The organism is Mycolicibacterium mageritense (genome assembly GCF_010727475.1).
Taxonomy (GTDB): Bacteria; Actinomycetota; Actinomycetes; order Mycobacteriales; family Mycobacteriaceae; genus Mycobacterium; species Mycobacterium mageritense.
The window spans coordinates 1,300,718-1,326,745 of record NZ_AP022567.1 but is presented as its reverse complement, the minus strand read 5'-3'; the positions used below and the strand labels follow the sequence as shown (position 1 = coordinate 1,326,745).

24 protein-coding genes and 2 pseudogenes are annotated in these 26,028 nt (G+C 67.5%); 19 read left to right on the top strand and 7 right to left on the bottom strand.

The features are described 5' to 3' along the window. Positions 1-10: 10 nt before the first annotated feature. Positions 11-220 (bottom strand): annotated as a pseudogene (locus G6N67_RS06530) (steroid C27-monooxygenase); the annotation flags it as partial. Positions 221-280: 60 nt separating this feature from the next. Here G6N67_RS06530 and purD point away from each other — a divergent pair. Further along, complete coding sequence (purD, locus tag G6N67_RS06525) at positions 281-1,549, top strand: phosphoribosylamine--glycine ligase (protein ID WP_036435716.1); 1,269 nt, start codon at positions 281-283, stop codon at positions 1,547-1,549. Positions 1,550-1,659: 110 nt separating this feature from the next. On the opposite strand, the gene G6N67_RS06520 is transcribed toward purD, so the two are convergent. Continuing rightward, entirely contained in the window at positions 1,660-2,550 is an 891-nt protein-coding gene (locus tag G6N67_RS06520; RefSeq protein ID WP_036435718.1) for an alpha/beta hydrolase-fold protein, read from the bottom strand. A gap of 111 nt (positions 2,551-2,661) precedes the next feature. Between G6N67_RS06520 and G6N67_RS06515 the strand changes: the two genes are divergently transcribed. Continuing rightward, on the top strand, positions 2,662-3,291 hold the full coding sequence (locus G6N67_RS06515; RefSeq protein ID WP_036433524.1) for a TetR/AcrR family transcriptional regulator: 630 nt from the start codon (positions 2,662-2,664) through the stop codon (positions 3,289-3,291). Positions 3,292-3,309: 18 nt separating this feature from the next. Continuing rightward, positions 3,310-4,731, top strand: coding sequence for an APC family permease (locus G6N67_RS06510; RefSeq protein ID WP_036433525.1), 1,422 nt, complete (start codon positions 3,310-3,312; stop codon positions 4,729-4,731). On the opposite strand, the gene relZ is transcribed toward G6N67_RS06510, so the two are convergent. Further along, positions 4,728-6,440 carry a bifunctional ribonuclease/(p)ppGpp synthase gene (gene relZ, locus G6N67_RS06505; protein ID WP_036433526.1) on the bottom strand — a complete coding sequence of 571 codons (1,713 nt, stop codon included), beginning with the start codon at positions 6,438-6,440 and terminating at the stop codon, positions 4,728-4,730. The genes G6N67_RS06510 and relZ overlap by 4 nt on opposite strands. A gap of 50 nt (positions 6,441-6,490) precedes the next feature. Here relZ and purB point away from each other — a divergent pair, with 50 nt between their 5' ends. The 4 genes from purB to G6N67_RS06485 are packed head-to-tail and all read left to right on the top strand — an operon-like array spanning position 6,491 to position 10,575. After that, complete coding sequence (gene purB, locus G6N67_RS06500) at positions 6,491-7,909, top strand: adenylosuccinate lyase (protein WP_036435720.1); 1,419 nt, start codon at positions 6,491-6,493, stop codon at positions 7,907-7,909. Beyond that, a complete protein-coding gene (locus tag G6N67_RS06495; protein WP_036433527.1) occupies positions 7,906-9,108 on the top strand; it encodes a cytochrome P450 in 1,203 nt (400 codons plus the stop codon). The genes purB and G6N67_RS06495 overlap by 4 nt, the downstream gene beginning before the upstream one ends. Continuing rightward, positions 9,105-10,019 carry a tellurite resistance/C4-dicarboxylate transporter family protein gene (locus G6N67_RS06490; protein WP_235684110.1) on the top strand — a complete coding sequence of 305 codons (915 nt, stop codon included), beginning with the start codon at positions 9,105-9,107 and terminating at the stop codon, positions 10,017-10,019. The genes G6N67_RS06495 and G6N67_RS06490 overlap by 4 nt, the downstream gene beginning before the upstream one ends. Continuing rightward, entirely contained in the window at positions 10,000-10,575 is a 576-nt protein-coding gene (locus tag G6N67_RS06485) for a DUF1707 SHOCT-like domain-containing protein (protein ID WP_036433528.1), read from the top strand. Before G6N67_RS06490 ends, G6N67_RS06485 begins: the two co-directional genes overlap by 20 nt. On the opposite strand, the gene G6N67_RS06480 is transcribed toward G6N67_RS06485, so the two are convergent. Together G6N67_RS06480 and G6N67_RS06475 are read right to left on the bottom strand one after the other, a co-directional pair. Continuing rightward, positions 10,523-11,422, bottom strand: coding sequence for a type IV toxin-antitoxin system AbiEi family antitoxin domain-containing protein (locus G6N67_RS06480; protein WP_036433529.1), 900 nt, complete (start codon positions 11,420-11,422; stop codon positions 10,523-10,525). The two genes, G6N67_RS06485 and G6N67_RS06480, sit on opposite strands and share 53 nt — an antisense overlap. Before the next feature lie 102 nt (positions 11,423-11,524). Beyond that, a complete protein-coding gene (locus G6N67_RS06475; protein ID WP_036433530.1) occupies positions 11,525-12,148 on the bottom strand; it encodes a hypothetical protein in 624 nt (207 codons plus the stop codon). 30 nt (positions 12,149-12,178) lie between these two features. Between G6N67_RS06475 and G6N67_RS06470 the strand changes: the two genes are divergently transcribed. Continuing rightward, positions 12,179-13,066, top strand: a complete 888-nt coding sequence (locus G6N67_RS06470; RefSeq protein WP_036433531.1) for a phosphoribosylaminoimidazolesuccinocarboxamide synthase — start codon at positions 12,179-12,181, stop codon at positions 13,064-13,066. After that, complete coding sequence (locus tag G6N67_RS06465; RefSeq protein WP_036433532.1) at positions 13,063-15,201, top strand: S9 family peptidase; 2,139 nt, start codon at positions 13,063-13,065, stop codon at positions 15,199-15,201. The genes G6N67_RS06470 and G6N67_RS06465 overlap by 4 nt, the downstream gene beginning before the upstream one ends. Here G6N67_RS06465 and G6N67_RS06460 read toward each other — a convergent pair. Further along, positions 15,127-15,576, bottom strand: coding sequence for a DoxX family protein (locus G6N67_RS06460; RefSeq protein WP_036435722.1), 450 nt, complete (start codon positions 15,574-15,576; stop codon positions 15,127-15,129). The two genes, G6N67_RS06465 and G6N67_RS06460, sit on opposite strands and share 75 nt — an antisense overlap. An 80-nt stretch (positions 15,577-15,656) precedes the next feature. Between G6N67_RS06460 and G6N67_RS06455 the strand changes: the two genes are divergently transcribed. The 4 genes and pseudogenes from G6N67_RS06455 to G6N67_RS06440 all read left to right on the top strand — a co-directional run. After that, positions 15,657-16,202: a TetR/AcrR family transcriptional regulator gene (locus G6N67_RS06455; protein WP_036433533.1), complete on the top strand. Its 546-nt coding sequence runs from the start codon at positions 15,657-15,659 to the stop codon at positions 16,200-16,202. 18 nt (positions 16,203-16,220) lie between these two features. Further along, positions 16,221-16,715 carry a glutathione peroxidase gene (locus G6N67_RS06450; protein ID WP_036433534.1) on the top strand — a complete coding sequence of 165 codons (495 nt, stop codon included), beginning with the start codon at positions 16,221-16,223 and terminating at the stop codon, positions 16,713-16,715. A 67-nt stretch (positions 16,716-16,782) separates the two neighbouring features. Beyond that, on the top strand, positions 16,783-17,487 hold the full coding sequence (locus G6N67_RS06445) for a DUF2334 domain-containing protein (protein ID WP_036433535.1): 705 nt from the start codon (positions 16,783-16,785) through the stop codon (positions 17,485-17,487). A 21-nt stretch (positions 17,488-17,508) separates the two neighbouring features. Beyond that, positions 17,509-19,131, top strand: a pseudogene (locus tag G6N67_RS06440) (FAD-binding dehydrogenase); the annotation flags it as partial. A gap of 48 nt (positions 19,132-19,179) precedes the next feature. Here the strand turns inward: G6N67_RS06440 and G6N67_RS06435 are convergent. Then, on the bottom strand, positions 19,180-19,818 hold the full coding sequence (locus G6N67_RS06435) for an MBL fold metallo-hydrolase (RefSeq protein ID WP_081812652.1): 639 nt from the start codon (positions 19,816-19,818) through the stop codon (positions 19,180-19,182). A gap of 31 nt (positions 19,819-19,849) precedes the next feature. Here G6N67_RS06435 and G6N67_RS06430 point away from each other — a divergent pair, with 31 nt between their 5' ends. The 6 genes from G6N67_RS06430 (at position 19,850) to G6N67_RS06400 (ending at position 26,026) form a co-directional block, all read left to right on the top strand. Beyond that, positions 19,850-20,512, top strand: a complete 663-nt coding sequence (locus tag G6N67_RS06430) for a hypothetical protein (RefSeq protein WP_036435725.1) — start codon at positions 19,850-19,852, stop codon at positions 20,510-20,512. Between the two features lie 10 nt (positions 20,513-20,522). Then, the gene (gene purS / locus G6N67_RS06425; protein ID WP_036435726.1) at positions 20,523-20,762 is read left to right on the top strand and encodes a phosphoribosylformylglycinamidine synthase subunit PurS; all 240 of its coding nucleotides are present in this window, start codon (positions 20,523-20,525) and stop codon (positions 20,760-20,762) included. Beyond that, on the top strand, positions 20,759-21,433 hold the full coding sequence (gene purQ / locus G6N67_RS06420; RefSeq protein ID WP_036433536.1) for a phosphoribosylformylglycinamidine synthase subunit PurQ: 675 nt from the start codon (positions 20,759-20,761) through the stop codon (positions 21,431-21,433). Before purS ends, purQ begins: the two co-directional genes overlap by 4 nt. Positions 21,434-21,494: 61 nt before the next feature. After that, positions 21,495-23,264 (top strand): hypothetical protein, encoded by a 1,770-nt coding sequence (locus tag G6N67_RS06415; RefSeq protein ID WP_131524698.1) that lies wholly within the window; start codon positions 21,495-21,497, stop codon positions 23,262-23,264. A 138-nt stretch (positions 23,265-23,402) separates the two neighbouring features. Beyond that, on the top strand, positions 23,403-25,040 hold the full coding sequence (locus tag G6N67_RS39095; protein ID WP_063835122.1) for a C39 family peptidase: 1,638 nt from the start codon (positions 23,403-23,405) through the stop codon (positions 25,038-25,040). After that, on the top strand, positions 25,040-26,026 hold the full coding sequence (locus G6N67_RS06400; RefSeq protein ID WP_036433537.1) for a hypothetical protein: 987 nt from the start codon (positions 25,040-25,042) through the stop codon (positions 26,024-26,026). The genes G6N67_RS39095 and G6N67_RS06400 overlap by 1 nt, the downstream gene beginning before the upstream one ends. Positions 26,027-26,028: the final 2 nt, after the last annotated feature.

Here is a 26,028-nt window from a genome sequence, read left to right as displayed (position 1 = left end):
ACCACACTGCGCCGCCGTCGCGGGAGATGGTCTTGATGTCCTCGTGGCGGCTGATCACCCAGTAGCCGCCGTCGTCGAAGATCGATTCGCCCTGCTCGTTCCACCAGACGGGAGCGGTTTTGCGCAGCTCGGCGAACTCACGGACCGGGATGCCCCGAAGCAGGACGTCCGGGTCGGTGAAGTCGAAGCCGGTGCCGAACGGACATGTGCTCTGCGTCATAGTTTGACCATACACTCTCTTGTCAAGTGTATGGCCGAGGTTGCCGCTAGGCTGACGACCGTGCGCGTCCTCGTGATCGGATCCGGTGCCCGTGAACACGCCTTGCTCCTGGCTCTGCGCCGGGATCCCGAGGTCGAGGAGTTGGCCATCGCGCCCGGCAATGCCGGGACGGCGATCATCGCCGACCAGTACGACGTCGACATCACCTCCGGTGAGGCCGTGGTCGCGCTCGCCAAGCGCATCGGCTCAGATCTGGTGGTGATCGGGCCCGAGGTGCCGTTGGTGCTCGGCGTCGCCGATGCGGTGCGGGCCGCGGGTATCGCGTGCTTCGGGCCGACGAAGGACGCGGCCAGGATCGAGGGCTCCAAGGCATTCGCGAAAGACGTCATGACCGCGGCGGGTGTGCGCACGGCGACCAGCGAGATCGTCGACAATCCCGCCCACCTCGACGCGGCGCTGGACCGGTTCGGCCCGCCCGCGGGGCAGGCCGCCTGGGTGGTCAAAGACGACGGGTTGGCGGCCGGCAAAGGTGTGGTGGTCAGCGCGGACCGTGACGACGCACGCGCGCACGCCGCGAGCCTGCTGGACTCCGGGCACCCCGTGCTGCTCGAATCGTTCCTCGACGGGCCCGAGGTGTCGCTGTTCTGCATCGTCGACGGCGAGACCGTGGTGCCGCTGCTGCCCGCACAGGATTTCAAGCGTGCAGGTGACGGCGACACCGGGCTCAACACAGGTGGCATGGGCGCCTACGCGCCGCTGCCGTGGCTGCCCGAATCCGTGACGACGCAGATCGTCGAGGAAATCGTCAAACCCGTTGCCGCCGAACTGGTTGCGCGGGGGAGCTCGTTCTCGGGCCTGCTCTACGCGGGCCTGGCGATCACGAGCAACGGGCCCGCGGTGGTCGAATTCAACTGCCGCTTCGGCGATCCGGAAACACAGTCGGTGCTGGCGCTGCTGGAATCCCCGCTCGGGCAGCTGCTGCGGGCCGCGGCCACCGGCGAGCTGGCGCAGTTCCCGCCGCTGCAGTGGCACGACGGCTACGCCGTAACCGTCGTGGTCGCGGCCGAGAACTACCCGGGACGGCCCCGCGTGGGCGATGTGATCGCCGGGTCGGAGGCCGACGGTGTGCTGCATGCCGGCACGACCCGACGCGACGACGGCGCGATCGTCTCGTCCGGCGGCCGGGTGCTGTCCGTCGTGGGCACCGGCGCCGACCTGGACGCGGCCCGCGATGCCGCGTACACGTTGCTCAAGTCAATTCGCTTGCCGGGCAGTCACTTCCGCACCGACATCGGGCTCGCCGCAGCCGAGGGCCGGATCGCGCTGTAGCGGGCTGAGTTCTCCCGCGAGCAGACACTCCGGTACCCGGAACGGCGCCGTACCGGGTACTTTGGCGTCTGCTCGGCGGGGAAAGGTAACCGCGGAGCAAGATGCGCGGATTACGCGACCAGGAGCGGGGCCATCCAGGTCAGCTCGGCAGGCAACTGGGAGCTCCAGAACGCGCCGTCGTGACCACCGGGGGAGAACCCTCCGGCCGGCGGATTGGGCAGCTGTGCGATGAACTGCTTGGTCGCCGAATAGAACGGATCGCTGTTGCCGCAGTCGATCCGGATCGGGATCGAACCCAGCGCGGGCATGCCCCACACCGAGTTGGCGGCGTAGTCGTCGGCGCTGTCGAACGCGCCGGGCGCGGCCGCACCCGACGATGTCCACAGTGCGGGGCTGACAGCGCAGATCGCTGCGGTACGCGCGGGCCCCAGCCGGCCGCCGAGCAGCAACGCGCCGTACCCGCCCATGGACCATCCGAGGAACGCGACGCGTGAGGTGTCGAGGCCTTGCTCCCCGAGCAGCGGAATCAACTCGTCGAGCACCATGGCTCCGGAATCCTCACCGGATGCTCGCTTGTGCCAATAACTTCCGCCTCCGTCAACCGCAACGACCGCGAACGGTGGCAGCCCCGACGCGACGGCCTCGGCCAGGCCCTGCTCCACGCCGCCGGCCATCACCCCGGTGGCGTCCTGCCCCTTGCCGTGCAGGGCGATGACCGGACGCAGCTTGCCCGTCTGGCCCGGTGGGCGCGCGATCGCCCAGTTGGTGTTGACGCCGCCGCGGGCGGCCGACGTGAACGAACCGTTGACGAACGTGGGGGCCGCGGCCGGAGCCGGCTCCAGCGGTGGTGGCGGCGCGAGTGGCGGTGCTGGTGGGGCGGCGGGCGGACTCGTCATCGCGGCGGGCGCGGTTCCCAGCGCATAGGCTCCGGCCGCACCCGCGGCCGCGCCCACACCGAGGCGCAGTATGGCGCGGCGGCTCAAGGTAGGCATGCGGGCCATCTTGCCATCGCGGACACCGACATCGGCCAATGGCGGTGTCCCGGCGCCAAAAGCTGAGTAAAGGCTGATGATTAGCCGAAAGCCCGATGTGGCAGGGGCCCGGCTGGCACCATGTTTATGGTGACAGCAGCGGTCACTCCAAAGGGGGAGCGTCGGCGGTACGCCCTGGTCAGGGCGGCCGCTGAGTTGCTGTATGAGGGCGGCTTCGACGCCGTCCGGCACCGCGCCGTCGCGCGCCGCGCGGGCCTTCCGCTGGCCTCCACGACGTACTATTTCTCCTCCCTCGATGACCTCATTGCGGCTGCCGTCGAGTACATCGGCACCAGGGAAGCCGAGCAGCTGCGGGCCGGCGTCGCCGCCTTGTCGCGCCGCCGTCGCGGTGCCGAATCGACGGCCGACATCCTGGTCGATCTGTTGGTCGGCGAGTCGCCGGAGTCCCGGGTGACCGAGCAGTTGATCTCCCGCTATGAGCGCTACATCGCCTGTGCTCGTCAGCCCGGCTTGCGCGACGTGCAACGCCGGATACTGCAGCAACGCACCGACGCCGTGGTAGAGGTAGTGGAACGGTCCGGCCGGTCGGTGCGGGCCGAGCTGTTGACCGCTTTGGTGTGCGCGGTCGACGGCGCCGTGGTTGCATCACTGGTGGACGAAGGGGACGGGCCACGGGCCAGTGCCCGCGCCACGCTGATCGACGTCATCGACGTGCTGGCGCCGGTTGACGAACGGGCGGTACGTATCTGACCGAGCGAAGGAGGGGGAATGTCTCAACCCGAAACTGTTGAGCAGCAGCCTGAGTTGAGACGGGTGATGGGCCCGGGTCTGCTTCTGTTGTTCGTCGTCGGTGACATTCTCGGCACCGGGGTGTACGCCCTGACCGGCCAGGTCGCGAAGGAAGTCGGTGGCGCAGCATGGCTTCCGTTCCTGTTGGCCTTCGCCATCGCGACCATCACCGCGTTCAGCTATCTCGAGCTCGTCACCAAGTATCCGCAGGCTGCCGGTGCAGCTCTATACGCGCACAAGGCATTCGGCGTGCAGTTCGTCACCTTCCTGGTGGCGTTCGTTGTGATGTGTTCCGGAATCACCTCGGCCTCAACGGCTTCGCGGTTCTTCGCCGACAATTTCAACATTGCCTTCCATCTCGACTGGGGCAAACTGGCCATCGCGTTCGTCGCGCTGCTGTTCATGGCCGCCATCGCGAGCGTGAACTTCCGTGGTGTCAGTGAGAGCGTCAAGCTCAACGTCGTGCTCACGATCGTCGAGATCACCGGCCTCGCGATCGTGATCCTGGTGGGGCTGTGGGCATTCACGAGCAGCGCCGAGGTCGATTTCTCACGGGTGGTCGCGTTCGAAACGGCATCGGACAAGAACGTTTTCCTGGCCGTCACCACCGCCACCTCGCTGGCCTTCTTCGCCATGGTGGGGTTCGAGGATTCGGTCAACATGGCCGAGGAGACCAAGGATCCGGTCCGCACCTTCCCCAAGGTGTTGCTGTCGGGGTTGGCCATCGCCGGCATCGTCTACGTCATCGTCGCCATCGTCGCGGTGGCTCTGGTGCCGGTGGGTGACCTCGCCGCCAGCAAGGCGCCGCTGATCGACGTGGTGAAGGCCGGCGCCCCCGGCTTGCCGATCGACGACATCTTCCCGTTCATCTCGATGTTCGCGGTGTCCAACACCGCGCTCATCAACATGCTCATGGCCAGCCGCCTCATCTACGGCATGTCGCGCCAACACGTGCTGCCGCCGGTGCTGGGCTCGGTGCACCCGAGGCGGCTCACACCTTGGGTCGCAATCGGATTCACCACCCTCATCGCATTCGGCCTGATCATCTACGTGTCGGTGTTCGCCAGCGGCAACGCCGTCGCGATCCTGGGTGGGACCACGTCACTGCTGCTGCTCGCGGTCTTCGCGATGGTCAACGTCGCGGTGCTGGTGCTGCGGCGCGACGTCCGGGAGAAGGGCGGGCACTTCAAGACACCGACCGCGTTGCCGATCATCGGGTGTATTGCGTCGGCCTACCTCGTGCTGCCGTTCTCGGGCCGGCCGGTCCAGCAGTACATCCTGGCCGGGATCCTCATCGTGGTCGGCGTGCTGCTGTTCCTGCTCACCATGGTGATCAACCGTCAGCTCGGCATCAAGGGCGCAGGCATCACCGACCCGACGCATCTGGGTGACGCGCCCTAATCCGTGGGCAACCGCTGGATCCGGTTCTGCAGGAGCGCGATTCGATGCGCATTGCCTTCCAGGCCGAGATACCGCTCGGTGAACAGGGCCAGCAGCGTGTCGTCCAGGCGGCGTACGGCCCCGGCCGGGTAGCGGTAATCCATCGCACGGTTGATGGCGTCCTCGTCGACCGAATCGAGCACCACGGTCAACGCATCCAGTGAGGTGATCCCGAGCTCCAGCAGCAGCCCCGAGATCCAGCGGTAGTGCTCGGTGCGCGACCATCCGGCGTCGGCGTACCGGTTGCCGAGGTAGGTCGCCAAGACCGGCGTGGCGATGCGCGCGTCCGTCGACCACGCGGTTTCCTCGTCACTCGGCTCGTTGTGCATCGTCGCGCGCAGGCGGTCCTGGATGGCGGTGAACTCGCGGTCGGCGAGCTCGAGCAAACCGGCCGCCAGCGTGAAACGCCGGTCGAGTTCGGCGCCGTGCGCAGCGGGAATCGAGCCCTTGTAGCGCACATCGTGCTCGAACTCCGCCCACGCGTGCTGCAGCACCGTGCGGACCTGGATGGACGCCGGCTGCTGCTCGCCTTCCACGCCGACCAGCAGGTGCCGGCTGGCATACCCCCACCTGCCCTCGCGGGCCGTCTCCAGCCCCATGTCGCGGTCGTCGAGCAAGCGCATCTCATCGCCGAGCAGATTGGCGACCGCCGCGACGTCCTCGCGCAGATAGGTGATCACGCGCAGGCCCACCTGGTCGGTGATCTCGACCAGCGGATCGGTGTAGAGCCGGCGCCCGTCGACGGTGCGCTCGACCTTGGCCGCGAACGACTCGACACTCTTGGTGCGCGCGGTGATGCTGAGGTAGTTGATGCCTGCGTCGTCGAGCAGCGCGGTCACGTGCTTCAGATAATGCTCGGTGGCGCTGACCAGCGCCGGGCGTCGCTCCCGATATTCGTCGACTGCGGTCTTTGCGGCCGGTGCCGGTGCGGATCGTGGTTGCGGGCTCCGGTCCGCGGGCAGGGACGGTGTGACGATGTAGCCCGACGCGACGTCGCCGTAGATCGTCACGTCCTCCGGCCGGTGATACCAGTAGAGCCCGATGTATGCGCAGATCATGGCATCGACCGGGTCTTCGTCGCGGTCGAGCTGGCCGGGCCGGGTGGCGGCCCCGATGCGCCTGCGCAGCTCGACCCAGCTGACGTTGCGGTTGGCCCGCAGCCGCGGCGTCGCCCGGTCGAGATCCTCGACGTGCGTCATGAGCTTCAGAAGCTCACGCTGCCGATCCTCGAACGCGCCGCGCTTGTACTTCAACGTCTTGTCGAGCCCGAACAGCACGACGGTCGCCGGATGTGGATACACCTCGATCGCGCGGCGGCCCGACGACGAGGCCGGATCCACGTCGAGGCCGAGCATCGACGCGATGCGTTCGGCCCGCGGGTGCTTGAATTCGGGACGTTCGGTGAAGGCCGGGCGGGCGCCGGCGTCGAACCGTTGGAAGTCGCGATTGAGCGCCCGTTCGCACGGTCGGTAACCCGACGGGTTCTTGACGATGAGGGGCGCATCGATGGCCACCAGGCAGTCCCCGCTCACGTACGGCTTGACTGCCGCCGCGATTTCGTCGTCATCCAGCGCCGCGCCGACGTGGAGAACCCGCCCGTCGGAGTCGATCGCCGCGACACCGGTCTGATTCTTCTCACCCCAGGCGAGGTCGAGCCCGACGAAGTGCATCCGTCCACTGTCTCATTGGAGTGCCCGCCTGGACCGTAAGCTGTGTGTTCGTGACGATTCCGAATGTTCTGGCCAACCGCTACGCCAGCGACGAGATGGTCGCGATCTGGTCGCCCGAAGCCAAGATCATCGCCGAGAGACGGTTGTGGCTCGCGGTGCTGCGCGCCCAGGCAGAGCTGGGCGTTGACGTGCCGGCGGGGGTCATCGAAGACTACGAGCGCGTGCTCGAAGACGTCGACCTCGCGTCCATCGCCGCGCGTGAGCGCGTGACCCGCCACGACGTCAAGGCCCGCATCGAGGAATTCAACGCGCTGGCCGGCCACGAGCACGTGCACAAGGGCATGACGAGCCGCGACCTCACCGAGAACGTCGAGCAGCTGCAGATCCGCCAGTCGCTCGAGCTGGTGTTCTCGCACGGCATCGCGGTGGTGGCCCGGCTCGCCGAGCGGGCCGTCGTCTACCGGGATCTCGTGATGGCCGGACGTTCGCACAATGTGGCGGCTCAGGCCACGACGCTGGGCAAGCGCTTCGCGTCGGCCGCCGAAGAGAGCTTGGTCGCGCTGCAGCGCGTACGCGAACTGATCGACCGCTATCCGCTGCGGGGCATCAAGGGCCCTATGGGCACCGCGCAGGACATGCTCGACCTGTTCGACGGGGACACCGCGCGACTGGCGGAACTGGAACGACGGATCGCCCAATTCCTCGGTTTCACCGATGTTTTCACGAGCGTCGGCCAGGTGTATCCGCGTTCGCTCGACCACGACGTGGTGTCCGCGTTGGTCCAGCTCGGTGCCGGTCCGTCTTCACTCGCGCACACCATCCGGCTGATGGCCGGGCACGAGCTGGTCACCGAGGGCTTCGCTCCGGGGCAGGTCGGATCGTCGGCCATGCCGCACAAGATGAACACCCGCTCGTGCGAGCGCGTCAACGGCCTGCAGGTGGTGCTCCGTGGATACGCGTCGATGGCGGCCGAACTGGCCGGCGCACAGTGGAACGAGGGCGATGTCTTCTGCTCGGTGGTGCGTCGCGTCGCGCTGCCCGACGCGTTCTTCGCGATCGACGGGCAGACCGAGACCATCCTGACCGTGCTCGACGAATTCGGTGCCTACCCCGCGGTGATCCAGCGTGAACTGGACCGCTACCTGCCGTTCCTGGCGACGACGCGCATCCTGATCGCCGCGGTGCGCGCCGGGGTTGGCCGGGAGGCCGCGCACGAGGTCATCAAGGAGCACGCCGTCGCGGTGGCACTGGCCATGCGCGAGCAAGGCCAGGAGCCCGACCTGCTGGACCGGTTGGCCGCCGACCCGCGGCTGCCGCTGGACCGCGTCGCGCTGGAGGCCGCACTGGCCGACAAGCAAGCGTTCACCGGCGCGGCCGGTGCCCAGGTCGACGGTGTCGTCGCAGCCGTCGACGCCCTCGTCGGCCGGTACCCCGAGGCCGCCAAGTACACCTCGGGTGCCATCTTGTGAGCTTGGCGGATCTGACCGATCTGGACAATTTCGCTCAGGGGTTTCCCCATGAGTTGTTCGCGGTACACCGCCGGGAGGCGCCCGTGTACTGGCACCCGCCGACGGAACACACTCCTGACGGCGAGGGCTTCTGGTCGGTGGCCACGCACGCCGAAACCCATGCGGTGCTGCGGGATCCGTCGACGTTCTCGTCGGTGACCGGCGGCGCGCGGCCCTACGGCGGCACCCTGCTGCAGGATCTGGCGGTCGCCGGCCAGGTGCTCAACATGATGGACGACCCTCGGCATGCCGAGATCCGCCGGCTGGTCAGCTCGGGGTTGACGCCCCGCATGATCCGGCGCGTGGAAGACGACCTGCGGGCGCGGGCCCGACGGCTGCTCGATGCGGTGGAACCCGGTGTGGGGTTCGACTTCCTGGTCGACGTCGCGGCCGAACTCCCCATGCAGATGATCTGCATCCTGCTGGGAGTTCCCGAATCCGAACGGCATTGGTTGTTCGAGGCCATCGAGCCGCAGTTCGACTTCTCGGGACGCAGCGCTCATGTGGGGCAGCTGTCGGCCGAGGAAGCCGGCACGCGGATGTACACCTACGGACAGGAACTGATCGCGGCCAAGCGCGCCGAGCCGACCGACGACATGCTGTCGGTCGTCGCCAACGCGGTGGACACCGCGATGAGCGACCTGGAGCTGTACCTCTTTTTCAGCCTGCTGTTCAGCGCGGGCGCCGAGACCACGCGTAACGCGGTGGCCGGCGGGTTGTTGGCCTTGGTCGAAAACCCTTCGCAGCTGGCGCTGTTGCGTTCGGATCTGTCGCTGCTGCCGACCGCGATCGAAGAGATGGTGCGCTGGACGTCGCCATCCCCGTCGAAGCGGCGCACCGCAACCCGGCCGGTGACGCTGGGCGGCTGCTCGATCGAAGCGGGACAGAAGGTTCAGGTGTGGGAAGGCTCGGCCAACCGGGACGAATTGGTGTTCGCCGATCCCTCGGTGTTCGACATCACCCGTAAACCGAACCCGCACTTGGGTTTCGGCTACGGCATCCACTACTGCCTCGGCGCCAATCTGGCCCGCCTTGAACTGCGGGTGCTGTTCGAGGAATTACTGACGCGTTTCGGGTCGGCCCGGTTGGTGCGGCCCGTCGAATGGACCCGCAGCAACCGCCATACCGGCATCCGGCACCTCGTGGTCGAGCTGGCGTGAAACCCGAGGCGTTCGCGGCGGTCATGGCGACCGGCATCGTGTCGATCGCCGCCGCGGACCACGGGCTCGACTATCTCAGCGTTCCGCTGGCCGCGGTGGCGGTCCTGAGCCTTCCGGTTCTGATGTACCTCACGGCCGTTCGATGGCGCTCCTATGACTTGCAGGACATCGACACCGTGGTGGGACTGTTCACGTATGTGGCGGCGTGCTCGGTGCTGGCGTCCCGATTCGCCGAGCATCGTTGGGTCGTGTGGGTATTCGGGGTGATGGCGCTGCAAGGTTGGACGGCCCTGATGCCGATGCTGTGGATGCGCATGCGCCGACTCGGCCTGACCGGTCTGCGCGACCGCGCTCACGGCACCTGGGAGTTGGCCAGCGTCGCGACGTCGGGGCTGTCCATCGTGTTCATGGCCGGCGGAATCATGTTCTGGGCATTCATCTTCTGGGTGTTGGCGCTCGGGCTGTATTGCGTCATGACGACGCTCATCGCGTGGCGCGCGCTGGGCGAGCCCGAGGCACGCCGCAACGTTCCGCCCGACCACTGGATCCTGATGGGCGGCCTCGCGATCGCCACCCTGGCCGGCGAACACATCCATGCCGAACTGCATCCGGGCCCGCTCGCCGCCGCCGTACGCGGCACGACCCTTGTGACGCTGGGCGTCGCCACCGTGCAGATACTGCCGCTGGCCGTCACCAGCTGGCGCCAGATGCTCGACTGGCCCGCGGTGTTCCCGCTGGGCATGTACTCGGCGGCCACCTACGCGATCTTCGTCGAAACCGGTTGGCAGCCGTTGGATGTGGTCTCCCAGGTGTTCTTCTGGATCGCGTTGGTGGCGTGGCTTCTGGTCATGACCATCGTGGTGCGCCAGGTCGTTCGCCTAACCTCGGGATATGGACTCAGGCCCGAATGACCACCTTCGAGTCTCGAACGCCGACCGCGCGAAGGTAGGACAACTGCTGGAACGTGCGGTCGCCGAAGGCATGATCACCCTCGACGAGTTCAGCGACCGCTATGACGCCGCGCTGGCTGCCCGCACGCGCGGTGAGTTGAGTGTCGTGGTTGCCGACCTGCCGCTGGTCTCGCCTCAGGTCGCGCGGCCGCCGGAGGTGCTCCGGGGCCGGATGTCGTCGATCGTGCGGCGCGGTCAGTGGAACGTCGCGCCGACCCTGCAGCTGAACACCCGGCTGTGCAGCACCACGCTCGATTTCACGTCGGCCGTTCTGGCGGGCCCCGTGGTGACCGTCCTCATCGACGACTACTGCAGTTCGACCGAGCTCATCGTGCCCGCGTCGGCCACCGCAGACCTCAACGGTGTCGATGCCGTCGCAGGCAGCGCCACGGTCAAGGTGCGCACCAGCCCGCCGTCGCGGGAGCTGCACCTGATCGTGCGCGGCAAGGTCCGGATGGGGTCGGTCACCGTGCGGCACGCGTGGGGGAGCTGGCTGCGGCGCCTGCACGGGAGCTGAGCGCGGACCGGATCTCGGTGATGACCCGCTGCGGGTACTCAGTGAGGTCCAGCCAGGTGAACCGCAAAACCTGCCAGCCCAACAGCGCGATCTCGTTCTGCTTGACCCGGTCCTTCTGAAAGTCCTCCTGGTCATGGTGGAAAGCCCAGCCGTCGGTTTCGATCGCCAGCGTCGAGTGCGGGAATGCGACGTCGACCACGTACCGGCCGACGGGATGGTTGGCCTTCCACCCGGTGATGCGTGCTTCCTTGAGCAGCTTGACCAGCAGCCGTTCAGCCGCTGAGCGGGCGCCGTCGGCCGCGGCCTGCAGCAAGATGCGGGCCGCCGGCGAGCCGTATCTGCCCTTGTTGCGGATGTGCACCCGCCACAGGTCACGCAGCTCGACGTGCCGCTGCAACGCAGAGTCCATGAGTTTGGCACCGCCGCCGCGCCGGACCGCGGCCTCGACGACCGTCAGCGGTAGCGATGTGACCCGAAGGCCGCGGCGTTCCACGATGTCGGTGGGCCAGAGGTCGCGCCGCCGCATGCGGATGCCTGGCCGGTGAGGGTGGTGACTGGCCCTCGGTACTGTCACTTCGACCGGATCAGGCGAATAGGTGGTCACCCCATGCCACCAAGCCGCCGCCAGCCCGCTGGCTGTCGCGTGGGGACCGAGCGACCACACAGCCGCGCGCACACGTGCAGCATCGGTGAACGGTCGATCGTTGGCGAAATACACGCCTCGCGAACAACGCAGCCAGCGTCCAGACCGGACTCGACGGTTCACGGCATCTTGGCTCAAACCCGCTTGCTTGGCCTGGGCCAGGGTTATCACGCCGTCATGGTCACGCAGGTAGTCGTCAAGCACATGCGTTTGGACGGTGTCTCGCTATCAAACGGTTCCCACCCGAGTGATTTGTGTGCGTTTGCAGGCGGTAAGCGCCGCCAAACGCACACAAATCACTCGAGATCAGTCGAGGCGGCGCAGGCGCATGCCCGCCGAGCGCAGTTCGAGGGCCGCCAGACCGCGGATGGCCTGCTGATCCTCGTGCCGCCACGCCCCGACGGGATCGTCGGACACCGCGGTCAGCTTGCTCAGCGGCCGGTTGGCCAGGGCCCGCAGTGCCAGCAGCTGTTCGCCGGCCGCCGTCGATGCCAGGGTGATCGCGGTCCACTTGCGCCGGAAGAACCTCACCCGCAGATACAGCCATGGCGTCGCGACGATGAAGATGGGCGTGGCCGCGACGGCCAGGGCCAAAACCCAGGCGAGCCAGCTCGCGGTGTTGTCGAGGTTCTGGCCGGCACCGGCGATGTCGAGCGCGGCCTCGCTGGCGGCGCGCAGTGGCTTGGCCAGGGTGTCGCCGACCAGGGGAATTCCGTCCGCGCTGTCGCCCGCCGAGTTCAGGTTCCCGGACACGCCGGTGGCACCGTCCTGGACCTGTCTGCCGACCTCGGCGATGGTCGCGACCGCGGAGTGCACGGCCAACCCGACCAGCACCCAAACCGCGATCCAGACCACGACGGCGACATCGCTGAGCAACTGGGCCAGCAAGCGACCGGGCCGGGTGGCGTATGGGAGGTACCGCGATCTCATGGAACCGATCCCAACACATAGGCTGGCCCGATGCGCCCCGCTCTGTCCGACTACCAGCACCTGGCCAGTGGCAAGGTCCGTGAGTTGTACCGCGTCGACGACGAGCACCTGCTCTTCGTAGCAACCGACCGCATCTCGGCCTACGACCACATCCTCGAATCGGCGATCCCCGACAAGGGCCGCATCCTCACCGCGATGAGCGTGTTCTTCTTCGACCTGGTGAGCGCGCCCAACCACCTGGCCGGCCCGCCGGATGACGAGCGCATCCCCGAAGAGGTGCTGGGCCGTGCGCTGGTGGTGCGCAAGCTCAAGATGCTGCCGGTGGAGTGCGTGGCCCGCGGTTACCTCACCGGTTCGGGCCTGATCGACTACGAGAAGACCGGTTCGGTGTGCGGTATCGCGCTGCCGCCCGGGCTCGGCGAGGCCAGCAAGTTCGACGAGCCGCTGTTCACCCCGGCCACCAAGGCCGAACTGGGGGAGCACGACGAGAACATCTCGTTCGCCGACGTGATCGAGCAGGTCGGCCCGGTGCTGGCCAATCAGCTCAAGGAACGCACGCTGCAGACCTATCTGCAGGGTGCCGACCACGCGCTGACCAAGGGCATCATCATCGCCGACACCAAATTCGAGTTCGGCGTCGACAAGGACGGCGACGTGGTGCTCGCCGACGAGGTGTTCACACCCGACTCGTCGCGGTACTGGCGCGCGGAGTCCTACCAGCAGGGCGTGGTGCAGAACAGCTTCGACAAGCAGTTCGTGCGCAACTGGCTGACCGGACCGGACTCCGGCTGGGACCGCCACGGCGACGCCCCGCCGCCACCGCTGCCGGAGGAGATCGTCGCGGCCACGCGGGACCGTTACATCGAGGCTTACGAACGGATCTCGGGTCTGCGGTTCGCCGATTGGATCGGCGCATGAAACCGCCCGTCGCCAAGCGCGCAAACCACCGCAGGGAGTTCCACGGCGACGTTTTCGTCGACCCGTACGAGTGGCTGCGCGACAAGGACAATCCCGAGGTGATCGGCTACCTGGAAGCCGAGAACGCCTACACCGCCGAGGCTACGGCGCACCTGGAGCCGTTGCGCCAGAAGATCTTCGACGAGATCAAGGCCCGCACCAAGGAGACCGACCTGTCGGTTCCGATGCGGCGCGGCGACTGGTGGTACTACGCCCGCAGTTTCGAGGGTAAGCAGTACGGCGTGCACTGCCGCTGCCCGGTCGGCCATCCCGACGACTGGGTTCCGCCGGTTCTCGACGAGCACACCGAGATTCCCGGCGAGCAGGTGCTGCTCGACGAGAACGCGGAAGCCGACGGCCACGAGTACTTCGCGCTCGGCGCGGCCTCGGTGAGCCTCGACGGCAATGTGCTGGCGTACTCGGTCGACGTCAAGGGCGACGAGCGGTACACGTTGAAGTTCAAGGACTTGCGGACCGGGATGCTGTACGACGACTCGATCGTCGGAATCGGCGCGGGTGCCACCTGGGCGGCCGACAGTCACACGTTGTACTACTCCACGGTCGACGACGCGTGGCGGCCGGACACCGTGTGGCGCCACCGGTTGGGCTCCGGATTGCCTTCGGAGAAGGTGTATCACGAGCCCGACGAGCGGTTCTGGGTCGCCGTGGGCCGCAGCCGCAGTGACAAGTACCTGTTCATCGCGTCGGGCAGCGCGGTCACGTCCGAGGTCCGCTATGCCGACGCGACAGATCCGCACGCCGAGTTCACCTCGGTGTGGGGGCGCCGGGATCTGGTCGAGTACTCCGTCGAGCACGCGGTGGTCGGCGGCGAGGACCGGTTCCTGATCCTGCACAACGACGGCGCCGAGAACTTCACGCTGGTCGAGGCTCCCGTCAACGAGCCCAACGACTTTCACACGCTGATCCCGCACCGCGACGACGTCCGGCTGGATGCCGTCGACGCGTTCGACGGTTTCCTGGTGGTCAGCTACCGCAGTGAGGCGCTGCCCAAGATCCAGCTGTGGTCGATCAACGCCAACGGCGGGTACAGCAGCCCCGAGGAACTGACGTTCGATTCGGAGCTCACCGCGGCGGGCCTTGGCGGCAACCCCAACTGGTCGACGCCCAAACTGCGCATCGCGGCCACGTCGTTCATCACGCCGGCGCGCGTGTACGACCTGGACCTGGCCACCGGCGAACGCACGCTGTTACGGGAGCAGCCCGTGCTGGGCGGCTACCGGCCGGAAGACTATGTGGAGCGCCGGGATTGGGCCATCGCACCCGACGGCGCGCGGGTGCCGATCTCGATCATCCACCGGGCGGGCCTGCAGTTCCCCGCGCCGACGCTGCTGTACGGATACGGGGCCTACGAGTCGTGCGAGGATCCGCGGTTCTCGATCGCCCGGCTGTCGTTGCTCGACCGGGGCATGGTGTTCGTCATCGCCCACGTCCGCGGTGGCGGCGAACTGGGCCGGCCCTGGTACGAGCACGGCAAGCTGCTGGAGAAGAAGAACACCTTCACCGATTTCATCGCGGTGGCAAAGCATCTCGTCGACAGCGGGCTGACCCGCCCGCAGAACCTGGTGGCGCTCGGTGGTAGCGCGGGCGGTCTGCTGGTGGGCGCGGTCGCCAACATGGCACCCGAGCTGTTCGCGGGAATTCTCGCGCAGGTGCCGTTCGTCGACGCGCTCACGACCATCCTCGACCCGTCGCTGCCCCTGACCGTCACCGAATGGGACGAGTGGGGTAACCCGTTGGAGGACGCCGAAGTCTATCGGTACATGAAGTCCTACACGCCCTACGAGAACATCACCGCGCAGGACTACCCGGCCATCCTGGCGATGACGTCGCTCAACGACACCAGGGTGTTCTACGTGGAGCCGGCGAAATGGGTTGCCGCACTGCGACATACCAAGACCGACGGGCATCCCGTGCTGCTGAAGACCGAGATGGTGGCCGGGCACGGCGGTATCAGCGGCCGCTACGAGCGGTGGAAGGAGGCCGCGTTCCAGTACTCGTGGCTACTGGCCACCGCCGACCGCGACAACTACGGCAGCGGCCAGGTAGACAGCCTCTTCGGCGGTCCGCACACCTAGCCGCGAGGTCATCGACTTCGGCGGGTCGGGCATGCGCGCCGCGTAGACGTTGGCCGGGAACATCGCGAGCATCAGCACGAACAGGCATGTCGCTGCCGCCACCCGGGTGGGTGGGAACAGCAGCCCGAGGGCCCCGGCGAGTTCCAGCACGCCCGTGACCGTCACGAGCAGCGCAGGCGCCGGCAGGCGCGGCGGCACGATGGCGACCATGTCGCGGCGTAGCGGGTTGACGAAGTGGGCGACCCCGGTCATCACGAACATCGCCGCGAGGCCGACGGCGATGGCCTCGGGCCAGGTGTCGACGTAGCCGACGCCGAACAACCCGGCGACCCGGGCCGCGGCACTACCCAGGACGAGCGTCAGCAGGACCGCCATGAAAACCCCCATCTTGTCATTGTCTAGATCAACGTACGCCTAATCTAGGCGCTGTCAAGATGGCGGGATAGGATGCCGGCATGGGTTATCACCACGGAGATCTGAAAGCCGTGATCCTGGAGCAGGCCGCGGTGCTGGTCGCCGAACGGGGCGCCGACGGCATCTCGCTGCGCGAACTCGCGCGGGCCGCAGGTGTGTCGCACGCCGCGCCGGCGCACCATTTCACCGATCGCCGCGGTCTGTTCACCGCGCTGGCCACCGAGGGCTTTGAGCTCCTCGCCGACGCGCTGACCGGTGCCCGCCCCCAGTTCATCGACGCGGCCAAGGCCTATGTGCGCTTCGCCCTCGACCACCCCGGCTACTACGAGGTGATGTTCGACAAGTCGCTCTACGACGACACCGATCCGGACCTGCTCGCGGCGGCAAGCGCCGCAGGTGCCGAACTCAACCGCGGCGTCGGCACACTCGTCGACCCCAAGGCCAAGGCGGACCCGGTGGGCGCCGCGCTGGCCGCATGGTCACTGGTGCACGGCTTCTCGTTGTTGTGGCTCAACGACGCGATCGACACCGCGGGCGATCCGGTCGCGACCGTCGAACGGTTGGCGGCGATCCTGTTCGACGGATAGGTGCGGTAGCGTGCGGCCATGACCGCCAGCCTCACCGCCATCCCACTGACCACCCTCGACGGCAGCGCCACGACGCTGGCCGAACTGGCCTCCGGGGCCGCGCTGGTGGTCAACGTGGCTTCGAAATGTGGCCTGACACCGCAATACACGGCGTTGGAGAAGCTCGCGCAGGATTACCGCGACCGCGGCCTGACCGTGATCGGCGTGCCGTGCAACCAGTTCATGGGCCAGGAACCCGGCACGGCCGAGGAGATCCAGACGTTCTGCTCGACCACCTACGGTGTCACCTTCCCGCTGCTGGCCAAGACCGACGTCAACGGACCAGAACGGCACCCGCTGTACGCCGAGCTGACCAAGGCTGCCGATGCGAGTGGTGAAGCCGGTGACATCCAGTGGAATTTCGAGAAGTTTCTGCTCGCGCCGGGCGGGCAGGTGGTCAACCGGTTCCGGCCGCGCACCGAACCCGACGCCCCCGAGGTCGTCGCCGCCATCGAGGCGGTCCTGCCCCAATAGCCCAATGGACACCCTGCGTCAGAGTGTTGGAAACCGTTGCGACATGTGACGTTGCCACACTGGGGGCGTGACCGGACAACTCATCGTCTCGATATCGCAGATCAGCGATCGCACGCTGGACGATGTCGCGTCGTTCTGTGCCGAACTCGACTCGCGCGGCGTGCCCGCTTCGTTCTTGGTGGCTCCACGGCTCAAGGGCGGCTACCGGCTGGAACACGACGCACCCACGGTCGACTGGCTGATCGCGCGCCGCGCCGCGGGCGCCGCCGTGGTGCTGCACGGCTACGACGAGGCCGCCACCAAGAAGCGTCGTGGCGAGTTCGCCGGCCTGCCCGCGCACGAGGCCAATCTGAGGCTCATGGGTGCCGATCGGGTTCTCGAGCATCTCGGGCTGCGGACCAGGCTTTTTGCCGCTCCCGGCTGGACCGTGTCGCCCGGCACGGTGACCGTGTTGCCCCGCAACGGTTTTCGGTTGCTGGCCGGGCTGAGCGGCATCACCGATCTGGTCCGGCAGAGCACTGTACGGTCCCGCGTGCTGGGCATCGGTGAGGGCTTCCTGACCGAACCGTGGTGGTGCCGCACGCTCGTGCTCGCCGCTGAACGCACCGCGCGGCGCGAAGGGGTGGTACGCGTCGCGGTCGCTGCGCGGCACCTGCGTAAACCCGGACCGCGCCAGGCCATGCTCGACGCGATCGATCTGTCTTTGCTGCACCGGTGCGTGCCGGTGGTCTACCAGTGGCGACCTGATCAGGCACTGACCGACGCCGCCTGACTCGCGCTAGTCTTGCGTCTCATGGCAGACGCCGATGTCATCGTGGTTGGGGCGGGTCTGGCCGGCCTGGTGGCCGCATGTGAACTGGTCGAGCGTGGGCACCGCGTGCTCATCGTGGACCAGGAGAACGCGGCCAACCTGGGTGGGCAGGCCTTCTGGTCGTTCGGGGGACTGTTCTTCGTCGACAGCCCCGAACAGCGCAGGCTCGGCATCCGGGACAGCCAGGAGCTGGCCCTGCAGGACTGGCTCGGCACCGCGGGCTTCGATCGTCCCGAAGACCACTGGCCCCGGGAGTGGGCACACGCCTACGTCGATTTCGCAGCGGGGGAGAAGCGCAGTTGGCTGCGGGCACGGGGCCTGCAGACCTTTCCTCTGGTCGGGTGGGCCGAGCGTGGCGGATATGACGCGCTGGGCCACGGCAACTCGGTGCCGCGGTTCCACATCACCTGGGGCACGGGACCGGCGATCGTCGAGGTCTTCGCGCGCCGCGTGCGCAACAACCCGTTGGTGCGGTTCGCGCATCGCCACCGCGTCGACGAGCTGATCGTCTCCGACAACATGGTGACCGGCGTGCGGGGTTCGGTGTTGGAACCGTCCGATGCGCCGCGGGGTGCGGCGTCGTCGCGAAACGTCGTCGGAGAATTCGAGTTTCACGCGTCGGCGGTAATAGTGGCCAGTGGCGGCATCGGCGGCAACCACGAGCTGGTGCGCCAGAATTGGCCTGCCCGCATGGGCCGGGTACCCGAGCAGCTGCTGAGCGGCGTGCCCGCGCACGTCGACGGGCGGATGATCGGAATCGCCGAAACCGCAGGCGCACGCGTCATCAACAGCGACCGCATGTGGCATTACACCGAAGGCATCACCAACTACGACCCGATCTGGCCCGACCACGGCATCCGCATCCTTCCGGGGCCGTCCTCACTGTGGTTGGACGCCAACGGAAAACGACTGCCCGTTCCGCTGTACCCCGGGTTCGACACCTTGGGCACGCTCGAACACATCTGCCGCACGGGCCAGGACTACACGTGGTTCATCCTCAACGCGCGCATCATCGCCAAGGAGTTCGCGTTGTCGGGGCAGGAACAGAACCCCGACCTGACCTCACGCAGCGTGCGCGACGTGCTCTCGCGGGTACGGCCAGGCGCACCCGGGCCCGTGCAGGCTTTCGTGGACCGCGGCGTCGACTTCGTCAGCGCGCACTCGCTGCGCGAACTGGTCATCGCGATGAACGCCGTGCCCGACGTCGAACCGCTCGACTATGCCACCGTCGCGGCCGAGGTCACCGCGCGTGACCGCGAAGTGGTCAACAAGTTCACCAAGGACGGCCAGATCACCGCGATCCGCGCGGCCCGTGGTTATCTCGGCGACCGGTTCAGCCGCGTCGTCGCGCCGCACCGCCTCACCGATCCGAAAGCCGGCCCGTTGATTGCGGTGAAGCTGCACATCCTGACCCGAAAGTCGTTGGGCGGACTGGAGACCGATCTGGACTCCCGGGTGCTCAAGGCCAACGGCGCACCGTTCAGCGGGCTCTACGCCGCAGGCGAGGCCGCCGGATTCGGCGGTGGCGGCGTGCACGGATACCGCTCGCTGGAAGGCACATTCCTGGGCGGCTGCATATTCTCCGGGCGGGCCGCGGGCCGCGGGCCGGGGAGCGGCGGCCGACATCGCCTAGATCGCCGTCGTGTCAGGCGATCAGAACTGCGTGCCGTTCTCCGGCTCGAGCACCTGGAAGTCGGTCCTGGTCATCTCGGCGAGCCGGCCGTAGTAGATGCCGCGGGCGTTCGGTTCGATGATGCCCTGATGGATCGGCACGGCGTGGGCCGGTGCGACCGCGCGCAGGAAGTCCACGGCCTCCGAGATTTTCATCCACGGCGCGGCGGCCGGGGTGGCCAGCACGTCGACGGGCTCACCGGGCACGAACAGCGCATCGCCGGGATGCATGAGCCGTGCCGCATGCTCGTCGTCACCGATCAAGTACGAAATGTTGTCGATGACAGGGATTTCCGGATGGATCACCGCGTGCCTGCCGCCGACGCCCCGCACGTTGAGCGAGCCGACGCGGAAGGCGTCGCCGACGTGCACCGGCTGCCACGGTGCACCGAGTTGCGCCGCGGTCTGCGGATCGGCGTACAGCGCCGCCTGCGGGTTGGCGTCGAGCAATGCGGGCAGCCGCGCGGTGTCGGCGTGGTCGGGGTGCTGGTGGGTGATCAGGATCGCCGACAATCCCGTGATGCCCTCGAATCCGTGCGAGAAATTGCCCGGATCGAACAGCACGCTGGTGTCGTTGATTGTGGCGAGAAGGCACGAATGTCCGAAATGCGTCAATTGCATGGATATATTGTGGCGCTCAGTGGGTGGATTCATGCGGATGATCTGGGCGGTGGGGTTCGCGGTCAGCGCGCTGTCTGTCGGACCCGCCCCGGCGTGGGCGGAGCCCTACGACTGCCCGCCGCTGTGTGATCAGATCCCCGACTCGGCCTGGATCGCGGCCGCCGACATTCCGCTGCACCGCGCCTATCGGTGGCCTGAGCTGGCCGGACAGGCCGTGAGCACGGCCGGGCCGAGGTTCCGGTTCGAGGAGGACTGCGCGACGCCGCCGCTACCCGGGGACGCCCGCGGTTTCGCGGTCACGGCGCGGGCGCTGGTACCGCAACCCGAGGGGCAATGGCAGTTGCAGGCTCAGGTGCTGCACTGGCGTGGCGAGACGTGGCGGGGCGGCCAGCTGGCCAGCGGCGCTGTCCAGGTCGCGGCGCAGGCGCTGCGGGCGTGCCAGCTGACCGCGCCCCAGAATTCACCGTCGATCACCACCGACGCGCCGGGCCGGCTGGCCGCGGTGGTGAGCATCGACGGCAACCGCGTCCTGCACGAATATTTGCTGGCCGATGTGCGCAACAGCACCGTGGTGGAGCTGGCCATGTGGTCAACGACGCCGCCGCAGGTGCCCTGGCCGTCGATCCCTGATAGCCAGGTCTTCGATGCGATGGCCAGGCCACTGTGCACCGCTTACATCGGATCGTGCCGGTAGAGTGTGCGCCGTGGCAAAGGTGGTTGTGCATGTGATGCCCAAGGCTGAGATTCTCGACCCGCAGGGGCAGGCCATCGTCGGGGCGCTGGGCCGCCTCGGCCATGGCGGTATTTCAGACGTCCGGCAGGGCAAACGGTTTGAGCTCGAGGTCGACGATTCCGTGGCCGACGAGGCGCTCACCGAGATCGCCGAATCACTTCTGGCCAACACCGTGATCGAAGACTTCACCGTGAGCCGGGAGGACTCGTGACCGCCCGCGTCGGGGTCATCACGTTCCCCGGCACCCTCGACGATATCGACGCGGCCCGGGCCGTGCGGCTGGCCGGGGCCGAGGCCGTGAACCTGTGGCACGCCGACGCCGACTTGCGTGGCGTGGACGCCGTGGTGGTTCCCGGCGGCTTCTCATACGGCGACTATCTGCGCTGCGGAGCCATCGCCAAATTTGCGCCCGTGATGGGCTCGGTGATCGACGCGGCCGGCAAGGGCATGCCGGTGCTGGGCATCTGCAACGGCTTTCAGGTGCTGTGCGAGGCGGGGCTGCTGCCCGGAGCGCTGACGCGCAACGCCGGCCTGCACTTCATCTGCCGCGACGTGTGGCTGCAGGTGGCGTCCAACACCACCGCGTGGACCACACGCTACGAGGCTGGTGCAGACCTCCTGGTGCCGCTCAAGTCGGGCGAGGGCCGCTACGTGGCGTCGGAGGACGTGCTCGACGAACTCGAGGGCGAGGACCGCGTGGTCTTCCGCTACCGCGACAACCTCAACGGGTCGATGCGTGACATCGCGGGCGTCTGCTCGGCCAACCGCCGCGTCGTCGGCCTCATGCCGCACCCCGAACACGCGACCGAAGCGCTCACCGGGCCCTCCGACGACGGCCTCGGCATGTTCTACTCCGCGTTGGACGCGGTGCTCTCGGTCTGATCGCGCGTGGGGTAGTCCACTACTCACGCGCATGCGCCGGCGGCGGCGCCATGCTTGGGCGATGACAGGGTGCCCGAGCCCGCATGCAGACCAGGCGCAAGCCTTGCCTGCGACGGCTCGTGGGGCTCAACTGCGCGAACTGTTGCGGGCCTATCAGGAAGTCCTCGACACCATCGATGGCTTGTCGCCGGTTCCGATGGTGCTCACCAGGCATCGGGGCCGGCTGCATTACCTGCCTCGGCTCAAGTGGCCCGTACGTCATCTCGCGGTGCGGCATATGCGACGGACGCTCGGCGCGCTGTCTCGCCGCTACAGTGCCCGTGCCGCCATAGGCGCGGTCGACGATGGCGAGCAGTCGGAACGAGACGCGATAAGGGAATTCGAGGCATCGCTCACCCCGGACCGCAACAAGCTCTACCTCGTTCTCCTGATCGCAGCGATCGTCATCTTCTGCCGTCCCGTCATCGGTCTCGTCGGCCCGGCGGTCGTCAACTTCACCGCGCGCGACGCAACCGATCCCGCACTGGGCGACGGTCTGCGCAGGCAACTTCTGGAAACCGTGCACGACGTGGGGTCGGCGCTGAGCGCCAACGTCTCCTCGGTCAGTGACGCCGTCGATGCACTGATCAGCGGGGGTGTGCAACACCTTGTCGCCGCCGCGCTGTGCATCGCCATGTCGTCCTACGTCGTGCTGCGCCCGATGATTTCGGGCTTCCGGCTCAAGCGCATGCTGTTCAACCTCAGCACACCCGACGAGGCACTGGCGGGGCGCTCGGCCGTCAGCCGCTGGAGCATCACCCAGTCGACCGGCCTGTACGCGCAGGAACGCATGATGTTCGCGGCTCTCGGCGGGCACGCACCCCGCGAGTTCCCGCTCGACCTCGCGGTGTCGACCCTGGCGACCGCGTTTCCGCTCGGCTACGTGGCGCTGCAGACCAGGATCGCGATCCTGGCTCTCACCGGTGGCGCCGAGTATGCCCTGACCGGCGGTCGCCCCGTCGCCGATGAGGTCGAAGCCAAGATGGTGTCAGCTGTCTCGGGCATGCTGGGCATCTCGTCGATCCTGACGGCGGTCTGCGTCCTGGGGCTGACGACGTGGCGCTGGTTGTGGCTACTTCGCGTGGTACGTCGCCGGCGGCTCGGTGAGTCCGGGCCCTACCTGCCCTACGAGGTGAACATCCGCGGCACGAATTCCATTGCCCGCGTGCAGAGTCCTGTCGATTGGCGGTTCGCCGTCATGACCTGGGTGGTCATGATGTATGGCGGCGGCACCCTACTGGCGATGGAATTCCTCGCGGTGTCCTTGCGCGAGTACGGCTACGCCGTTCCGACTGCGTTCGCCGTCCTGGTCATGGCGATCCCGGCGATGCTCACCGTATTGGCGATCTATCTGTGCCTGAACCTGCCGTGGTGGTACCGGATCAACCGGGAACTGCGCGACCTCAACCGGCGATATCCGTTGTGTGGCAACGGCCCTGGGCCGGTCAGTCAAACACTGATGGTCACCGTGGGGTGGTTGTTGATCCTGCCACCGTTCATCGCGATCTTCCGGGCGTGTGCGCACACTCGCCGCGCTCAGCATCGAGCGGGCTGTCGCGGCAGCGCGATGCCGCCTTGGGCGGCGCCCTTCCTGGTGCTCTGTCCGCCTCTGTTGGTCTTCCATCTGCAACGCGAACTCAACAAGGTGTGGACCGCCGAAGGTGTCCCGTTGGATCCGTGGTCGGCCGGCCGGCGCCCGGGCTCGCTTCCGTGGTTGAAGCTCGCCCGGGCTGCCCAACCGGAAGCCGTCGCTGAACCGATGCGGCCCGTGGCTCTCGCGGCGCAGAGCTGAGATGTCAAGCAGCGTAAAAGGAGTAGTCCGCTACTCGTGCGGCTGGGCTTGAGCCCGGCGGAAGATCATTACGTCGAACCGACGTAATGTCGCCCGGCCAGATGCCGGCGACAGCACCGCAGCAAGAGAGGTGCCGAGATGACCGAGAAAGTCTTGCCGTACGACCACGCGATCGTTCCGCAGGAGAAGCCCTGGGACTGCGGCCCGGCGTCCGCGCAGGTGGTCCTGAACTCCCGCAACATCATCCGCACGGAAGACGACCTCATCCGCAAGATCGGCACCACCGTCAACGGGACGAATTATGTGGGGCTGATCGAACGGGTGCTCGATGTGATCGTGCCCGACGCGCGCTACACGTCGGTGGAGATGCGCACGGACCCGCCGACACAGGACCAGAAGGATCTGTTGTGGCGCAACATCGTCCAGTCGATCGACGGCGGATTCGGTGTGGTGATGAACTGGGTCGCACCGCCGCGGAACTTCCCGCGTGGCGTGAAGGGCTCGCCGACTCCCGAATACCGTGGCGGCAACACGATCTACCACTACGTGGCATGCATGGGCTACGACGACAATCCTGCCGAGCGGGCACTGTGGATCGCTGACAGCGGTTTTCGGCCCTACGGGTACTGGATCAGTTTCGAGCAGGCCGCCACGTTGATCCCGGACAAGGCGTACGCGTATGCCGACACCGGTGTCGCGCAGGAGGCGCCGGACACGCCCGCCGACCAGATCATCGAGGCCCTGCTGAGGGCCATGGGCGGTGGCGTGCCGTTCGATCGGTACCGTGCCCTGCTGCCCGCGGTGGCGCAATCCCTCGAAGAGTGCCAGTGCAACACGGTCGACCGCGTGGCGATGTGGATGGCCCAGGTGGGCCACGAGTCCGGCGGCCTGAAGTACATGGAGGAGATCGCCGACGGCAGTGCCTATCAGGGGCGCGCCGACCTCGGCAACCTACAACCGGGCGACGGCCGGCGCTTCAAGGGCCGCGGGCCCATCCAGGTCACCGGGCGCAGCAACTACACCGAGTTGTCGAAATGGGCTCACCGCCAAGGCAAGGTGCCCACCCCCACGTTCTTCGTCGACGAGCCCGAGCAACTCGCCACCGACCAGTACGCCTTCCTGGGCCTGGTCTGGTACTGGACCACGCAGCGGCCGATGAACGACTTCGCCGACCACGCCGACATCGAAGGCGGTTCGATCGCGGTCAACGGCAGAAACAAGGACACCGGGCGTGCCAATGGGATCGAGGATCGAATCGCCCGCTGGAACCGTTGCCGCGCAATGGGTGCGGCACTGCTCACCATCACGACAGGAGTACTGACGATGCCTGAAGCACAGGAAATCAAGGATGCCACTGCGGGAGTCGCGGCCAACGGTTGGCCGTTCGACTGGAGGTGGGCGTACTCGCGTCACCCCCGCGACTTCAACCAGATCGTCGACGACCCTTCCCGCGGGCCGTGGAGCCGTGTGATGCCCGACGGTTCGCAGCACGCCGGCCACACCGACGCGTATGAGCAGATCGTGCCCATCAACGAGCAGATCGCCTGGACGCACGTGTTCTCCGATGGCATCGAACGTGATTCGGGCGACGTGCTGCTGGAATTGATGGAGTTCGCGATTCAGTGGCGGCAGGCCAACGACCTGCCGACGAGTGCCTTCGTCGAGGTCAACGGTGCCGTCGTGCCCAGGAAGCGCCCCGCGAAGAAGGTGCCCGCCAAGAAGGCCGTCAAGAAGGCGGTCGCCAAGAAAGCGCCCGCGCGGCTGGTGCACGCCTGATGACCGAGTTCGGCGACCTGCTCGCGGACATCCGCGGGGTGCGTCGCGTCCGGCACGCGTGGTTGACGTGCTCGGGCACCTGGGCGGCCCCGGGCACGGGGTACTGCTCGTGGGTGGTCCAGAACGCCGACCGTGACCTGGTCTACGAAGTGCCGGTGATCGCGCCGTGGAGCTTCGGTCCCGTCAACGGCCCGGATCCCAACGCACCGAGCTACAACCAGAGCGTTGCCATCGGCAGAAAGTGGGCCATCGACTGGATCAACGCGCACCCGCGGCAGACGTTCGGGCTGGCCGGTTACAGCCAAGGTGCGCAATGTGCGGGCGAGCTGTACCTCGAACTGCTCCCCGGTGGCCAGTTGGCGCACCGCTTCGATGATTTCGTCGGCGGATTCAGCCTGGGGGATCCGATGCGGCCCGCCGGAGTCACGGGTGGGGGCGCCCCTGATCCCGGCGGTGCCGGCATCAGCCCGGCCCGCGTGGAGCGTCCCGACCCGCGCTGGTGGTACGAAGCCAACGGTCCGGCCAACGGCGCCAACGGGATCGACCTGTACACGGCGACGCCGTTGAACGGAGCCGGGCGGATCATCCGCACGTTCTACCTCATGGGCGTGGACATCGGGCTTGCGCCGACGCCGCTGCCGATGGTGCAGGCGATCGCGAAAGGCATCGTGCAGCTGCTCACCGATCTACTGGGGCCGCTGGCGGGACTCGGCGGTGTGGCCGGCCTCGGTGGGTTCGGAGGTCTGGCGGGCCAGCTGCTCACGTCGGCCGCCGTGCCGTCGCTGCCCACGGGCGGGGTTCAGGGCGTCACGGTCGCCGACGCGATCGAGGCCGCTGTGCTGGCGTTGCAGTTCATCGCCTCCGGCACCGGGCCCCACGTCACTTACGACACAACACATTCGGTGCCCGGTGTCGATCACATCGCGCACGCGGTCGGACACGTCAACGCGCTGTGCACGTCGGTCCGGGCCCGGATGGCGGCCTGAGT